This window comes from Bradyrhizobium lablabi (genome assembly GCF_018129385.1).
Taxonomy (GTDB): Bacteria; Pseudomonadota; Alphaproteobacteria; order Rhizobiales; family Xanthobacteraceae; genus Bradyrhizobium; species Bradyrhizobium lablabi_C.
The window spans coordinates 161,450-177,059 of record NZ_JAFCLN010000014.1; the positions used below are offsets into that span (position 1 = coordinate 161,450).

The window sequence follows — 15,610 nt, forward strand, 5'->3', positions numbered from 1 at the left end:
TCGCCGGACCGCTTTGGGATTGCTGACGAAAATGCTACACATCGAACCGAGATGACCCCGGCAAAACCCGCCTTTCCCGCACCTGACCACGATCACGGCCGCTGTGCCGCGGACGCGATCGCGCATGCGGAACAGGTCTGCGCCAGGCGGGGGCAAAAATTCACCCCGATCCGCCGCCAGGTGCTGGAGGCCTTGCTCTCCAGCCACCGCCCGTTAGGGGCCTATGAGGTGATCGATGAGCTTGCCAAATCGATGCCGCGACCGGCGCCGATCACGGTCTATCGCGCGCTCGATTTCCTGATGGAGAACGGCCTCGTGCACCGCATCGAGAGCCGCAACGCCTATCTCGCCTGTGCGCACGACCATGACGCCACCTCGATGGTGGCTTTCCTGATCTGCGATCAGTGCGGCTCGGTCGGCGAAATCCCGGCGGCGCCGGTGGCGCAAAGCGTCAACGCCGCCGCCCGCGCCTCCGGATTTGCGCCAAAGATGTCGGTGGTCGAGATATCGGGCACCTGCGCACACTGCCAGAAATAGACAAGAACACGGCGACCAAGCCGGCCAACGAGGATCGATGTCTGCCACATCAATCACACCTTCTGCCGCCCGCGCGCTGAGCCCGGGCGCCATCGCGCTCATGCTGATGCTCTGCCTGAGCTGGGGTTTCAACCAGATCGCGGTCAAGTTGGTATTGCCGGACGTGCCTCCGATGCTCCAGGCGCTGGCGCGTTCTTCCGGCGCACTGCCGGTGCTGCTGATCATCGGCTGGGCGCGCGGCGTCAAGTTCTTCGAGCGCGATGGCACGCTGTGGGCAGGCGTCGCCAACGGCATCATCTTCGGCGTCGAATTCGTGCTGATCTATCAGGGCCTGCTGTACACTTCGGCCTCCCGCGCGGTGGTGTTTCTCTATATCGCGCCGTTCTTCGTCGCGCTCGGCTCCTACGCTTTCCTCGGCGAGCGATTGCGGGCGTCGCAATGGGCAGGTCTCGCCCTGAGCTTTGCCGGCGTCGCGCTCGCCATCGGCGTGCCGCAGGCCGACGTCGATGCGAAAGTGCTGCTCGGCGATCTCCTGATCGTCGCCGGCGGTGCGCTGTGGGCGGCGACCACGCTGATCGTGAAGGCAACGCCGTTGATCCGCGCACCCGCGGAAAAGGGGCTCGGCTACCAGGTCGCGATTTCGATTCCGATTTTTGTGATGGCGGCCTGGTTCAGCGGCGAGACGCTCACGCATATGCCGAGCGCGCTGTCGCTGTCCCTTTTGGCCTATCAGGCGTTCTGGGTGGTCGGGCTGACATTCCTGCTGTGGTTTGCGCTGGTGAAGGCCTATTCGGCCAGCAAGCTCTCCGCCTTCACCTTCATCACCCCGCTGTTCGGCGTGGCCGCCAGCTATTTCATCATGCACGACAAGCTGACGCTCGCCTTCGCTGCCGCGGCGCTGCTGGTGATCGCAGGGCTGTATCTGGTCAACCGGCCGGAATCGGCGCGGGCGGAAGTGGCGCCTGATCCGAACGTTTAGCCCGGCACAAGCTCTGCGGCGCAATTACGCCGCAGAGCAAAGGCGTTGTCCTGACTCAAAACACCTTGTCCACCGGCAGGCCCAGCGCCATCGAGCCGGCATATTGCGCCTGCGGACCGGCCTGTAGCGGGTGGTAGCGGGCGGCCTGGATGTCGCGGAAGCGCCGCTCCAGTCCGGTCGAACGGTAGAAGCCGGCGCCGCCGGCAAGCTCCATCGCAAGCTCGACGGTGGCAATGGCATGCCGCGCCACGAGCGTGCGGCCCATCATCACCTGGTTGATGGTCTCGGCCGAGGGTGCATCCAGCCGTACCGCCGCCAGCATGAATTCGCGGGCGAGGCGTGCGGCGGCAAGCTCCGTGTCCATACGGCCGGCGAGCTGGATCATGTGCTGATCTGCCTTCTTCCGCTTGGAAGTCGCGATCGCGATGTCGCGGGCGCTCTCGGCGACACCAAGATAGACCGAGTAGACAAGCGGGAACGCAATGGTCGCGATGATCTGGAACAGCGGATGCCATTCGCCGGCCTTGCGCTTCACGGCGACCGCCGCCTCCGGCACCACATGGCCGTCGATCATGACGTCGTTGGAGCCGGTGCCGCGCATGCCGAGCGTGCGCCAGTTGTCCATCACCTTCACTGCGGGCGAATTCATGGGGACGCCGAAGTGCAGCACCTGCGGGCCCTCGCCTTCGCCCTCCAGGACAGCGGTTGTCATGAAGAGGTTGGCAGCCGGCGAGCCGGAGGCAAACACTTTTCGCGCCGTGATGCGGTAGCCGCCGTCGACCTTCTCGGCCTTGCCGGATCCGCCGATCCAGTCGCTGCCGCCGCTCGAAAGCAAAAAGATTCGCTCGGCCGCGATGCGCTTGAGCAGGGGCTCTACCGGAGCCGCCGTCTGAACCCGCCAGCGCCAGGCGGGAATTGCGACCTGGTGGGTGTGCATGGAAAACGCCAGCGCGGTGGAGCCGCAATGCCGGGCGAGAATGCGCAGCATTTCGGCCAGCTCGTCGATGCTGGCGCCGCCGCCGCCGAGCTCAGTGGGCACGCCGGCCTCGACGAGGCCGGCCTCCTTCAGCGCGGCGAAATTGTCGGCGACGAACTGGTCCTCGTCGGCGGCGGATGCGGCGCGTTCGGCGAAGACGGGGCCGAGTTCGCGGGCGATGTCGGCAGGTGTGCGGTGAGTTGCCGCATCGATGCGGCGTGCTGCATTGCTGGTCATGATGCTCCCTCCAATGGGACATCTTGCGGGGGCCAGATGTCGATGCCGCGCAGACTAGGCACGGCCCAAAACGCCCTCCAGTTCAGGAACTGTACTGCCACGGCGGCAAGGCGCCGCATGTGAACCAGCTCACTGCAATTGCAGCAATATTCGCAGCAATGTGGCGGCCGGGGGGGCCGACCGGTATAGTATCTGTACTTCCCCTTCGCGTGCATAAGGAGCCCCTTCTTGCCCGACAGAAGCGACCGCGGAAGCTATGGGCAGTTCTGCCCCGTCGCGATGGCGGCGGAAATCTTTTGCAACCGGTGGACCGCCCTGGTGCTGCGCGAACTGCTCTGCGGCACCACGCGCTTCAACGATCTGCGCCGCGGCGTGCCGCGGATGTCGCCGACGCTGTTGTCGAAGCGGCTGAAGGAGCTGGAAGAGGCCGGCGTAATCGCGGCGACGCCGACCGGCCAGCCCGGCGTGATGGACTACAAGCCAACCGCAGCGGGCGAGGATCTTCGGCCCGTCATCATGTCGCTCGGCTTCTGGGGGCAGCGCTGGGTCGAATCGACGCTGTCGCTGAAAAATCTCGATCCGGCACTGCTGATGTGGGACATGCGGCGCAACCTACAGCCGATGCCGCTGCCGCCGCGCCGCACCACCATCAATTTCATCTATCCGGAGATGCGGCCCGATCGCAAATCATGGTGGCTGGTGGTCGACGGCGAAAAGGTCGATCTCTGCCTCACCGATCCCGGCTACGACGTCGATCTCTATGTCACTTGTCCGCTGCGCGCCATGACAGCGGTGTGGATGGGCATCGCAAAACTCGGCAGCGAGGTCGAGGCCGGCCGCATCAAGGTCACCGGCGACAAGTCGATCGCCAGATCGATGCAGCAATGGCTGGGCCTCAGCCCCTTCGCCCAGGGCGAGCGCGCAGTGCCGTAGCTTCAACGATCTTCCGCGAGCGTCACTAGCCCGTCTCGATCGGCAGCGACTCATCCTTCGCCCATTCGCCCATCGAGCCGTCATAGAGCGTGAGGTTTTGGTAGCCGAGCCGGTGGAGCTGGAGCAAATCCATCGTCGCGGAGATGCCGCCGCCGCAATAGGCGACCACGCGTTTGTTCTTTGTGACGCCGGCGCTGGCGAATTTCTTCTCGGCTTCCGTGAGCGGCAGGAAGGTTTTTTCTTCCGGATCGACCAGCGTCGCCGCCGACACGTTCACGCTGCCGGGAATGCGTCCCGGTCGGCCGTAGCGGCTCGGCTCCAGGCCCTTGTGGAATTGCGGCCCGAGCGCGTTGACGACGACGCTGCCGGCCTCGCTGCTGGCCTTCAGCGTTTGCCGGCTGTCGACGAAATATCCTGCGCGCGGCTTTGCGGTAAATGCCGCCGGCGGATAGCCCTTCGCCGGTCCGGTCTCGATCGCGCGGCCTTCGGCCTTCCATTTATCGAAACCGCCATCGAGCACGAGCGCGTCGAAGCCGAGCGATTGCAGCATCCACCAGAACCGCGTCGACCACATCATGTTGCCGATCGAGTAGAGCACGGCGCGGCTGTCATTGCCGAGGCCATGGCGGCCGAATGCGGCTTCGAGTTGCGCGGTTGGCGCCATCATGAAGTGCAGCGCGCTGCTTTTGTCCGAGAACTCGCCCTGTAGATCGAGAAAGTCGGCTCCGGGAATATGGCCCTCCTCGAAGGTGCGCGTGCCGGGCCTGGCGATATAGGGGACGGGGCTGCCTTCCGGTTGATAGTCGAGATAGGTGGTGCAGTCGTAGATGCGCAGGTTGCCCTGGTTGATGAGGCCGGCAAGTTCCTCGGTCGAGATCAGCCCGCCACGCTCCGGCATCTGTCGCTCCCTTGATGTTGTGGCGGCAATGCTAGGCCTCCGCTTGTGTCGCTGGAAAGACGGTGCGGCCCTTTAATCTCACCATTTCAGCCCCGATATAGGCCTCACGCAGGGGGGCCGCTAATCCCGAAACGGTGACATAAGTCACTGAACAGGCGAAGGAAATCTTCATTTCTGGCGGTTATGGTTCCGCATCCCGCGCAAGGCTCATCCGCTGAACCGCCCCCTTGGTGAATGTCACCAAAACCTGATATTCGAGACCGCATGAACAAGCCCGAAACCATCATCCCATCCGATGTCGCCGGCCCGGCGCCGCGGCACCAAACCACGCAAGTCATGGTCGGCAATGTCGCCGTCGGCGGGGGCGCGCCGATTGTCGTGCAGTCGATGACCAATACCGACACCGCCGACGTCGAGGGCACGATCGCGCAAGTGGCGGCGCTGTCGCGCGCCGGTTCGGAAATGGTGCGCATCACGGTGGACCGCGAGGAAGCCGCCGCCGCCGTGCCGCATATCCGCGACGGCCTGCGCAAGCGCGGCATCACCACGCCCCTGATCGGCGATTTCCATTATATCGGCCACAAGCTGCTGGCCGAATATCCGGCCTGCGCGGAAGCGCTCGACAAATACCGCATCAATCCCGGCAATGTCGGCTTCAAGAACAAGCGCGACACGCAATTTGCCGACATCATCGAGATCGCCAACAAGAACAACAAGCCGGTGCGCATCGGCGCCAATTGGGGCTCGCTCGACCAGGAACTGCTCACAAAACTGATGGACGAGAACACCGCTTCGCCCAATCCGCGCGATGCCCGCGCGGTTACGCGCGAGGCCATGGTGCAGTCGGCGCTGCTGTCGGCCGCCCGCGCGCAGGAACTCGGCATGCCGAAGAACCGCATGATCCTGTCGGCAAAGGTTTCCGCCGTGCAGGATCTGATCGCGGTCTATCAGGAGCTGGCGCGCCGCTCGGATTACGCGATCCATCTTGGCCTTACCGAGGCCGGCATGGGCTCGAAGGGCATCGTCGCCTCCTCCGCCGCGCTCGGCATTTTGCTCCAGCAGGGCATTGGCGATACCATCCGCATTTCGCTGACGCCCGAGCCCGGCGGTGACCGCACCCTCGAAGTGCAGGTCGCGCAGGAACTGTTGCAGACCATGGGTTTCCGCACCTTTGTGCCGCTGGTTGCGGCCTGTCCCGGCTGCGGCCGCACCACCTCGACCACGTTCCAGGAACTGGCGCGCTCGATCCAGGATTTCATCCGCGATGAGATGCCGAGCTGGAAGACGAAATATCCGGGCGTCGAGCAGCTCAACGTCGCGGTCATGGGCTGCATCGTCAACGGCCCCGGCGAATCCAAGCATGCCAATATCGGCATCTCCCTGCCGGGCACCGGCGAGGCGCCCGCGGCACCGGTGTTCGTCGACGGCAAGAAATTCCGCACCCTGCGCGGCGCGACGATTGCCGCCGACTTCAAGGCGCTCGTCATCGACTACATCGACCAGCGCTACGGCAATGGCGCCAAGCTGCCGGAGACCACGGCAGCTGAGTGACGCAAGGCGTCATCCCGGGGCGATGCGTCAGCATCGAACCCGGGATATCGAAGTTTCAGGCATGGTGTCGTAGGGCGGGTTAGCGCAAGCGTAATCCGCTTTTTTGTGCGCGTGAGCGTCAGGTTAACCCGCCGTACACTGCTGCCGCGTCTACAGCCGACGAGCTAACGCTGCGCGGGTGAAATTGCTTTTCTTTCCGCGATGTCGGCCCATTCGGGATCGGCTGGCTCCGTAAGATCCACTCCCGGCGGAATGAATACGGTACCCCTCAATGCGCCGAGTATCGGATGGGCTTTTCCATCTTTGGTCTGTGCGGGCGTCTTAGATTCATCGGAGCGGCCTTGTTCAACCATTTCCGCCTCCCGTTCGCCAATGCAGCGCAAGCGTATCAGATTTTCGCCGGTCTGGATTGCTCTTCATGTCATCCCGGCTACGATGGCAAGAAATAATAATCATTGGGAGGATCGCATGAGCTCGCTGTCCGGCAAACAAGGCCCGCGCTACCGTCACATCGCCGGTGAGGCCGACCCCTACGAAACCATCGCAGTCGAAAAGCTCACGCCGATCATCGGCGCTGAGATCACCGGCGTCGACATCGGCAAGCTCGTCTCGGACGAATCGCGCTCCAACCGGCAGATGGATGAGATCCACCGCGCGCTTGCCGAAAACCTCGTGATCTTCTTCCGCGACCAGCACATCACGCCACAGCAACATCTCGCCTTCGGCCGAAAATTCGGCGAGCTGCATGTGCATCCCGCAGCGCCCAACGAAGGCGATCCGGCCTTGATGAAAATCTATGCCGACAAGGATTCACCGCGCGCCAATGGCGAGGGCTGGCATTCGGACGTGTCCTGCGATCTCGAGCCGCCGATGGGCTCGATCCTCTACATCAAGCAGTGCCCGCCGCGCGGCGGCGACACGCTGTTTGCCAACATGTACGCCGCCTATGACGCATTGTCGGACCGCATGAAAACCTATCTCGACGGGCTGACCGCGCTGCATGACGGCGAGCAGGCCTATCGCGGGCTCTACGCCAATTACGGCGTCGCCGACCGACCCAGCTATCCGAGCGCCGAGCATCCGGTGATTCGCACCCATCCGGTGACGGCCAGGAAGGCGCTCTATGTCAACCGCGGCTTCACCCGCCACATCATCGGCATCCCCCGCGACGAGAGCGACGCCATGCTGGCCTATCTCTACCAGCATGCGGAAAACCCGTTGTTCCAGTGCCGCTTCCGCTGGACCGAGAATGCCATCGCGTTCTGGGACAACCGCTGCGCCCAGCATCGCGCCATGTGGGATTACTGGCCGCACACGAGGTCGGGCACCCGCGTGACGGTGAAGGGCGAGCGGCCGGCGTAGGCACTGAGCGTCAGCGCAAAGAAAAGCCCCGGACGATGCCGGGGCTTTATTTGTCGGGAGAAGCGTCGATCAGTACCTGGCGACGACCGGGCCGCCGAACTTGTAGTTCACACCGACGCGCCCAACGTGATCCGTGAACTTGTGATTGACGGTGATGTCCGCGCCCGGAAGGCAATTTGCGCACCCGGGAATGCTTGTCGCGTACGATCCGAGGTCGACGTAGAGATACTCAGCCTTGACCGTCCAGTTTCCAGCAACGTGATACTCGATGCCGCCGCCAACCGTCCAGCCGGCACGGGTCACTGAAGAGTTCACGACGCCAAGATCGCCGGGATCAATGCAAGGGGCACCGAACGAGCAAAATGTATCGGTCGTCTTCAGGTTTCCTACAGCCAAACCGCCAGTGACATAAAAGAGTGCGTCAGCCGCCGCCAAGCCCAACCTTCCGCGGACTGTTCCCAGGAATGTTTGCTTGCTCGAATTGGTCATTACGTCGAGGGGATTGATGACCTGAAATCCGACCGGAGGGACCTGAACCCGGGTCGCCGTGCCATCGACCCAGTTGGCATCGGCCTCAACGCCGACAACAAAGTTGCCGGTTTGCCAATTGTAGCCGGCCTGCACACCTGCAATCACCCCTTGAGGGTGCAAATTGGTCCGGGTGAAAGCGTTCAAATCGGCGGCCCCCGCAACTCCCCAAGCAACCGGATTCGCAGCGGGAGTGATTCGGTCGTCTCCCCAGTGACCGCCGACGTTGCCTCCCACATAGAACCCGGTCCAACTCCAAACGGCAATGACCGGTGCCGGAGCCTTGGTGTAGGGACGGGCAGCGAGGTCGGCGGCCGAAGCGGCGCCGGTGAACAGGATGGAGACGGCAGCTGCTGCCAGCGCGAGTTTCTTCACCACGAAAATTCCTTCATTCCAAAAAAGGCGCGATAGCGGGCCTTGGCTTTAGCTATCAACTGACACCCGCCTTCGTCTGTCACCGGGCGGCAACAATAGCGGACAATTGCCCCGCTTGGCGGGAATGACGGTGAGATGCAAGGAGTGGTTGCGGCCGCTGGTCGTCAAAATAGTGAGCGCGCAACTCGCCTCGTGCTGAAGCAACAAAAAAGCCCCGGCCGATGCCGGGGCTTTTGAGTTTGTCAGGGAGGAGAAGGCACTCAATACTTGGCGACCGCGCCAGCGCCGCCGAAGCGGTAGTTGACGCCGACGCGCACAACGTCCTCGCGGAAATTATACGTATGGTTCATTGCGAAAACAGGAGCGGGGACGTTCTGGAAGGCAAGTACCGGCCGGCAACAGGCGTGGACAATTGAGACGAGGAGGCCTCGCCTGTTTTGTGCGCCTCCCGCCCCCGCGAGGCGCATTCCAGCAAAAGAAAAAGCCCCGGACGATGCCGGGGCTTTTGATTGGTTCGGGAGGAGAAGCGATCAGTACTTCGCGACGATCGGACCACCGAAGCGGTAGTTGATGCGAGCGGTGACGATGTCGACGTCCTGACGGATCGTTTCGCCGCGCGAGAGCACGCCCGGAGCGGCCACGAAGGTCAGGTTGATGTCGCGGTGACCCATGAAGAGGTGATTGTATTCGATGCCGAGCGACCAGCCCGGGCCGAAGCCGTACTCGATGCCGGTGCCGACCGCAGCGCCCCAGCGGGTTTCCTCAGCACGGTCGAACACGATGCCGGTGCCGCCGATGATGCCTTCGTACTTGTCGTTGGTGACGGCAGCGCCGCCCTTCACGTACCAAAGGAAGTTGTTCCAAGCATAGCCAACCTGACCGGTGAACAGGCCGAACGCATCAACCTTGGTGCGGTTGATGGCAGCGCCGGGAGCGAAGAACAGGCTGGCATTGGAACCCTTGAAATCGGCCCAGTTGCCCTGAGCTTCGAGACCGAACACCCATTGCGCAGCCTGCCAGCGATAGCCGATCTGACCACCGACTGTGCCGCCGCTGGCGGTGTGGCAGCCCTCACGGAAGGGAGCGATGGGAAAGCCGACATCGTTGAAGATATCCCAGCACTTGTCGGCCCAGCCGCCACCGCCGTTGATACCGATGTAGAAGCCGGTCCAGTTGTAGATGGGGGCGACCACCGGCGGCGGAGCCTTGGTGTAACGCGGCGCCATGTCAGCCGCGGAAGCGGCGCCTGTGAGCAGCAGAGAAGCAGCAGCAGCGGCCAGTGCGATCTTTTTCATTAGGGGTCCCCCTTTTTCTGCACAACAAACGAAGCGAAAGCGTGCAGGCAACTTACAGTAGTAGGACCCGAAATCCCGTCACCGGTTTGCAACACTGCGCGACAATCGACGCGGATGGAACCCGTTGGCTTCGCTCGCGAGTTCCCGATCGAAGCCGGGGGCATGCGGCTTGAAACAGGCATCAGATGATGGATCGCCTTGATTTTAGGGAGCAATCGGCGATTTCGTGAGGTCGGCACCTTGGTTTCGTCCTGCCGACATGGAACCCGCGACTGGCATAATGGCTAATTTGTGTCAAGGTTGATCGAAGGTAAATGGAAGCTCCGCCGATGCACCCGCAATGCACGCAGGGGCAGCGAGTCGCCGGTCGAGCAAGGCTGACCGGCGAATGACGGTACGGCTCGCGCCGTTTCGTTGCACACCGGTATTGCCCGCGTTGACGCCCCGGTGCCCCTGCGTCAAGCTTGATCAACAGCAAAAACCACGCTCTCCCGGAGACCGCCGATGCTCCGAGCTGAAGACAACAAATTCCTCACCGAGAGCGGCCCGGGCACCGGCATGGGCGAATTGCTCCGCCGATTCTGGCTGCCGGTGCTGCTATCGGAAGAGCTGCCCGAAGCTGACGGCCCGCCGAAGAAGATCATGGTGATGGGCGAAGAGCTGCTCGCCTTCCGCGACACGCGCGGAGTGGTCGGCATCGTCGATCAATACTGCCCGCACCGCGGCGCCAATCTCTGGCTCGGCCGCAACGAAGAATGCGGCATCCGCTGCGTCTATCACGGCTGGAAGTTCGATACCGACGGTCGATGCGTCGACATGCCGACCTCCTATCCCGACCTCAACGCAAAAGATCTCATCCGCATCAAATCCTATCCGGTGCGCGAGTGGGGCGACATGATCTGGGCCTATATGGGCCCGGCCGATCAGGTGCCGGAATTGCCCGATCTAGAAATGGCGCTGGTGCCGGCCGCGCACCGCTACGTCACCAAGAAATGGCAGGACTGCAACTGGGTGCAGGCGCTGGAAGGCTCGATCGACACCGCGCATTTCACCTTCGCACATCTGTCTTTCGACAAGGAAGAGAACGAGATCCTCGACATCAAGAAGCATTTTGTGAATCCGCTTGTACGCGTCGCCACCGAGCACATGCGCTGGATCGCGGAAGACCCGCGCCCGGTGATCAAGATCAATCCGCACGAGGCCGGCCTCACGGTTGCGGGTGGACGGCTCACCGGCAGCGACAACATCTACTGGCGCATCGCGCAGTATTTGATGCCGGTGCATTCCTATGCGCCGAGCTCGATGCCGGGCGAGAACATCTTTGGCCAGAGTTTCATTCCGGTGACCGACACCAGTTGCTGGATCTATACCTATGTGTGGAATCCGGAGCGCCCGCTGACGCAGGCCGAGCGCGATGGCTATGCCCGCGGCAACGGCGTGATGTCGGAGGTCGATGAGAACTACATGCCGTTGCGCAACAAGGCGAACGACTATCTGATCGACCGCAAGCTTCAGAAGACCAGGAGCTACACCGGGATCAAGGGCGTGTCCGAGCAGGACGCCGCCGTGCAGGACAGCCAGGGCCCGATCGCCGACCGCACCCGCGAGCATCTCGGCCCCACCGATCTCGGCATCATGCATTTCCGAAAGCTGGTGATGGATGCCGCGCGCGCCTTGCAACAGGGCACCGCGCCGCCGCATCTTGCGCATCAGGATCGCTACGCCGTGCGATCCGGCGCCTGTGTGACCGGCAAGGCCAAGGATTTGACGGCGGTGATGATCGAGCGGTTTGGCGACGCTGCCGGCTATGTCGGCCGGCCGCGGATTGCAGCGGCGGAGTAGGGATTGCTGTCAGAAGGCACCAGCGCCGGGTCTTGCCGTGGCTTGCGTGTCGGCCGCATCCTCGGCGCCTCGATCGTCGCGGCGTCGCTCGCGGCGGCCGGCGCCGGATATGCCGCGCCCGCGGAGGTCACGGCGGCCACTCCCGCTACCGCCACGGCCGCCGTCGCATCCCAGCCTTCACCTTCAAAATGCGACCGATCCAAATTCCGGATCATCCTGGACGTCGGACACACCGCCGAATCCTACGGCGCCATGAGCGCGCGCAAGGTGCCGGAATTCGAGTTCAACCTGAAGCTCGCCAGGCGGATCGAGGAGAAGCTGAAAGCGGACGGCTTCACGGAGACGCTTCTGCTGATCACCGAGGGCAAGGCGCGGCCAAGCCTGATGAAGCGCGTGGCGGTCGCCAACAGGAAGGGCGCCGATCTCTTTCTGTCGATCCACCACGATTCCGTGCCCGACATCTACGTGGAGAGGTGGGATTTCGACGGCAAGAAGAGCACCTTCAACGATTTGTTCGGCGGCTACTCCGTGTTCGTCTCCCGGCAGAATCCGCACTATGAGGCGAGCCTGAGATTCGCAAAACTGGTCGGCAACCAGATGGCGGCGCGGGAATTGCAGTTCGCCCGCCAGTACGACCAATGGTTCATGGGCAAGTACCAGCGGCAATTGCTCGATATCGATGCCGGCGTCTATCGCTACGACGAGCTGATCGTCCTGCGGATGACGACGATGCCGGCCGTGCTGCTGGAATCCGGCTCGATCATCAACCGCGACGAAGAGCTGGTGATGGCCTCCGATACGCACAAGAACAAGGTCGCGGCGGCAGTGACATCGGCTGCGATCGAATATTGCGAAACCCGCGGGACCGCGCCGGCGCTTGCTTCAAAACCTGCGCCGCAGGTTTCAAAGCCGCCGCCCAGGAGGGTGGCGGAGCCACAGCCGCGTAGTGCGCCGCGTCACGCGCGCAAGCGGTGACGGCTCGCCGCTTGCCGGAGCGATTTCCATCGGCCGTCATTGCGAGCGAAGCGAAGCAATCCATAGTGCCGCACGAAGAATGGATTGCTTCGTCGCTCCGTTCCTCGCAACGGCGGTGGCAGGCATTCTTCTAAAGCGGGATCACCTGGTATTCCCGGTTCTCCAGACTTGCTTCCTCCAGATCGAGGTCGCGTTCGATGTGCCGCCTCGTCTCGTCGGTGATCTTGCCGTCGCGCAGCAGCGCATGGATGAACTTGCGCTCGATCCCGATCAGTTCACGCGTCAGATCGATCCCGACGGCGGTGACGTCGGGTGTATCGGGGTCGGGGTCCAGTGCCGCGGGGAGCTGGTTGGTGCGCGTTTCGTGCCGCGCGCGCAAGAGCTTGATGACCTCCTCGGACAACTCGCGGTCGTCGGTCATGGCATCGAGCGAGGCCAGCGCGGCCGCGAGCGCTTCCCGCCGGGCGGCGAGCTCGGCTTCGTGCTCGGCGACATGCTCGCTGCGGCCGTTCTTCGCAACGCCGAGCCATCGCACCACCGGCGGCAGCGTCAGCCCGGTACCGACCAGCGTGACGAAGATGACGCCGAAGGCGACGAACAGGATCAGGTCGCGATAGGGAAAGCCTTCGCCGCCCGGCAGCGTCAGCGGCAATGCCAGCGCCGCCGCCAGCGACACGGCGCCGCGCACGCCGGTGAACGCGATCACGAACACGTTTTGCCAGGGCGGATAGGGATCGCGCTCGCGCAGGCGCTTGTTGAAAAAGCGCGGGCCGTAGGTTGCCGGATAGACCCAGGCAAAGCGCGCCACCACGATGATGGTGAGCACCAGCGCCGTCGCCATCAGGATCTCGTCGAGCGGAAACATCTTTGATTTTTCCACCAGCGAGCGCATCTGGAAGCCGGTCAGCAGGAACAGCATGCCCTCGATCAGGTAGATGACGAGGTCCCAGAAGAAGATGCCCTGCAACCGCGTTGCGGCGGAAATCAGCAGCGGTCCGTTCCAGCTCATGTAAAGGCCGCACGCGACCGTCGCGATCACCCCGGAGCCGCCGAAATGATGCGGGATCCAGAACGCGATATAGGGTGTGATCAGCGACAGCGTGATCTCGATCTGCGGGTCGCGGGCATGATGCCGCGCCCGCAAGGACAGCCACCCGACCGCGAGGCCGAATACGACTTCACTTGCGACGATGGCGCTGAACGTGCCGGCTGCCTGCGGCAGCGAGAACAGTCCGGTCGTGATCGCGGCGACCGCGAACTTGTAAAGGATCAGCGCGGTGGCGTCGTTGGCCAAGCCCTCGCCCTCGAGCACGACAAGTATTCGCCGCGGCAGGCCGAGCTTGCGCGCGATCGCGAGCGGCGCCACCACGTCGGGCGGTGCGACGATCGCGCCCAGCAGGAAGCCGACGCTCCAGGGCAGCCCGATCAGGTAATGCGTGGCGGCCGCGACCATGAAGGCGGTGAAAATCACGCAGCCGACCGCGAGCAGGCCGATCAGGCGCAGGTTGAAGCGGAATTCGCGCCAGCTCATCGCAACGCCGGCGGAATAGATCAGCGGCGGCAACACCAGCAGCAGCACCAGGTCCGGCGGCAGCTCCACCGCCGGCATGCCCGGCACGAAGGCAAGCGCGGTGCCGGCGAGCATCAGAAGGATCGCGGGTGCGGTGTTGGTTCGCCTGGCGAGCAGCGCCGCGCCCGCCAGCACAGCGAGCAGGATCAAGAAGATCAGAAATTTGGCTTCCATAATATCTTCCATTCGCGCGGAAGTCCGGCGAGGTCAATGGAGCGGCGAGGCGATCCGCGGCTCAGGCCATGCCTGCCAATTTTGTGACCGCCGGTTCGGACGCTCCGCAGATCGCTCCATGTCAAGTTCCGTACCAAACGGCGCAGGAAGGAGGCGGGAAAGCAAGGAATGGATACCGCCATAAAAAATCGGCGCACGTGCCGTCGTGATGGCACTGACGCGGCGGGCCTCCGGCTCCACCAATGTGTGGCGGGTGATCTGCGGCAATCTTTCGCGGCGCGGGCGGATGCGGGATCGTGTAGGGCAGGCCGGCGATCCGTCCGCCGTTGCAGGAACAAAGGCGGAGGCATAGAGATCACCATATTGCTCACCAGAGATTTGATGATGGCGACCGACAACAAGAAGATCGATGACGCCGTTCTGGCGCTGCTCCATCTCACGCTTCACGATCAATCCCACGCTTCCGCCGGCTTTGCGCCGGAGGTCCTGCGCCGCCTGCACGAAAGCGGGATGATCGAGGATCCTGAGGATGCAGATTCGATTGAGCTGACGCCTGACGGATTGCAGCGCTCGAAGACGCTGTTCAGCGCGATGTTCACGGCGCCTGCCACCGATGCGCCCGCCTCCGGACCGGCAAAATATCCGGCCGTCAGCGTCGATCTGGCAGACCTGGGCGGCGAGATGTGGCCGATCCTGCGGCGCGTCAGCTACGCCATGAGCGATGCCGATGTCGATGACGCCGAGATCGAGCGGTACAAGGACGAGGTGAGGGAGAGCAGCGATCCGGTCGCCGTCAGCCGGCGCTGGGTGAATGTGCAGGGGTAGCTGCCCCACATACCACTGTCATCGTCCGCGAAGGCGCACGATCCAGATGTAGGATGGGTAGAGCGAAGCGAAACCCATCGCTTCGGGATGCTACGGATTCAGCCGTCATTGCGAGCGAAGCGAAGCAATCCATCTATCCCCTGGCCGCACGATGGATTGCTTCGTCGCTGACGCTCCTCGCAATGACGGCTTGGCAACGATCTGTGATAAATTCAACACGACGGGCAAATCACTTCTGATTTGCGGAAATCATGTCAAGCCCCGAAATCTAAAATATTCCGCTTGTCAATTTCGGCAAATCAGAATTATAACGGCGCCACCTCATCCCCGAGGAGGGGCGTTGGCCATCGCCACCAAACGTTGGGATGGGAGGCGGTGGACGCGCTTGTTCAGCAGACGACTGGGCAAGGGCGTACGGCGAAGTCGTGTGGTCCTGGCGCCGCGACGCTGGCGCTAAGCTTGCGGAGAGATCCGCAGGCGACGGTGACAACAAGCCCGCTCACCGGGGAGAGCGCGATATAAGCCGTAAAGCCATTGCGCAGGGGATGTCGGA

General features: G+C 63.1%; 14 protein-coding genes and 1 pseudogene. 8 read left to right on the plus strand and 7 right to left on the minus strand.

Going from position 1 to position 15,610, the window contains the following annotated elements:
• Positions 1–51: 51 nt before the first annotated feature.
• Positions 52–537: a Fur family transcriptional regulator gene (locus JQ628_RS24070; protein WP_212225913.1), complete on the plus strand. Its 486-nt coding sequence runs from the start codon at positions 52–54 to the stop codon at positions 535–537.
• 37 nt (positions 538–574) lie between these two features.
• Entirely contained in the window at positions 575–1,516 is a 942-nt protein-coding gene (locus JQ628_RS24075) for a DMT family transporter (RefSeq protein ID WP_212225915.1), read from the plus strand.
• A 55-nt stretch (positions 1,517–1,571) separates the two neighbouring features.
• On the opposite strand, the gene JQ628_RS24080 is transcribed toward JQ628_RS24075, so the two are convergent.
• Positions 1,572–2,729: an acyl-CoA dehydrogenase family protein gene (locus tag JQ628_RS24080; protein ID WP_212225917.1), complete on the minus strand. Its 1,158-nt coding sequence runs from the start codon at positions 2,727–2,729 to the stop codon at positions 1,572–1,574.
• A gap of 279 nt (positions 2,730–3,008) precedes the next feature.
• Between JQ628_RS24080 and JQ628_RS24085 the strand changes: the two genes are divergently transcribed.
• Positions 3,009–3,662 carry a winged helix-turn-helix transcriptional regulator gene (locus JQ628_RS24085; RefSeq protein WP_212225971.1) on the plus strand — a complete coding sequence of 218 codons (654 nt, stop codon included), beginning with the start codon at positions 3,009–3,011 and terminating at the stop codon, positions 3,660–3,662.
• A gap of 25 nt (positions 3,663–3,687) precedes the next feature.
• Here JQ628_RS24085 and JQ628_RS24090 read toward each other — a convergent pair whose 3' ends face one another.
• Positions 3,688–4,560, minus strand: a complete 873-nt coding sequence (locus JQ628_RS24090) for a sulfurtransferase (RefSeq protein WP_212225919.1) — start codon at positions 4,558–4,560, stop codon at positions 3,688–3,690.
• 264 nt (positions 4,561–4,824) lie between these two features.
• On the opposite strand from JQ628_RS24090, the gene ispG reads away from it, so the two are divergent.
• Entirely contained in the window at positions 4,825–6,111 is a 1,287-nt protein-coding gene (gene ispG, locus JQ628_RS24095) for a flavodoxin-dependent (E)-4-hydroxy-3-methylbut-2-enyl-diphosphate synthase (RefSeq protein ID WP_212225921.1), read from the plus strand.
• 164 nt (positions 6,112–6,275) lie between these two features.
• Here ispG and JQ628_RS24100 read toward each other — a convergent pair whose 3' ends face one another.
• Positions 6,276–6,464, minus strand: coding sequence for a hypothetical protein (locus JQ628_RS24100; protein WP_212225923.1), 189 nt, complete (start codon positions 6,462–6,464; stop codon positions 6,276–6,278).
• Positions 6,465–6,579: 115 nt separating this feature from the next.
• On the opposite strand from JQ628_RS24100, the gene JQ628_RS24105 reads away from it, so the two are divergent.
• Positions 6,580–7,473, plus strand: a complete 894-nt coding sequence (locus JQ628_RS24105; RefSeq protein WP_212225925.1) for a TauD/TfdA dioxygenase family protein — start codon at positions 6,580–6,582, stop codon at positions 7,471–7,473.
• A gap of 69 nt (positions 7,474–7,542) precedes the next feature.
• Here the strand turns inward: JQ628_RS24105 and JQ628_RS24110 are convergent, their stop codons facing one another.
• Together JQ628_RS24110 and JQ628_RS24115 are read right to left on the minus strand one after the other, a co-directional pair.
• Complete coding sequence (locus tag JQ628_RS24110; RefSeq protein ID WP_212225927.1) at positions 7,543–8,379, minus strand: outer membrane protein; 837 nt, start codon at positions 8,377–8,379, stop codon at positions 7,543–7,545.
• Positions 8,380–8,906: 527 nt separating this feature from the next.
• Positions 8,907–9,671: an outer membrane protein gene (locus tag JQ628_RS24115; RefSeq protein ID WP_212225929.1), complete on the minus strand. Its 765-nt coding sequence runs from the start codon at positions 9,669–9,671 to the stop codon at positions 8,907–8,909.
• Between the two features lie 504 nt (positions 9,672–10,175).
• On the opposite strand from JQ628_RS24115, the gene JQ628_RS24120 reads away from it, so the two are divergent.
• Entirely contained in the window at positions 10,176–11,513 is a 1,338-nt protein-coding gene (locus JQ628_RS24120) for a Rieske 2Fe-2S domain-containing protein (RefSeq protein ID WP_212225935.1), read from the plus strand.
• A gap of 3 nt (positions 11,514–11,516) precedes the next feature.
• On the plus strand, positions 11,517–12,488 hold the full coding sequence (locus JQ628_RS24125) for an N-acetylmuramoyl-L-alanine amidase family protein (RefSeq protein WP_249128308.1): 972 nt from the start codon (positions 11,517–11,519) through the stop codon (positions 12,486–12,488).
• 130 nt (positions 12,489–12,618) lie between these two features.
• Here the strand turns inward: JQ628_RS24125 and JQ628_RS24130 are convergent, their stop codons facing one another.
• On the minus strand, positions 12,619–14,232 hold the full coding sequence (locus JQ628_RS24130; protein ID WP_212225936.1) for a Na+/H+ antiporter: 1,614 nt from the start codon (positions 14,230–14,232) through the stop codon (positions 12,619–12,621).
• A 33-nt stretch (positions 14,233–14,265) separates the two neighbouring features.
• Complete coding sequence (locus JQ628_RS24135) at positions 14,266–14,685, minus strand: hypothetical protein (protein ID WP_212225979.1); 420 nt, start codon at positions 14,683–14,685, stop codon at positions 14,266–14,268.
• Here JQ628_RS24135 and JQ628_RS34980 point away from each other — a divergent pair.
• Positions 14,617–14,838: pseudogene (locus tag JQ628_RS34980) on the plus strand (DUF6429 family protein); the annotation flags it as partial. The gene JQ628_RS24135 and the pseudogene JQ628_RS34980 sit on opposite strands and share 69 nt — an antisense overlap.
• Positions 14,839–15,610: the final 772 nt, after the last annotated feature.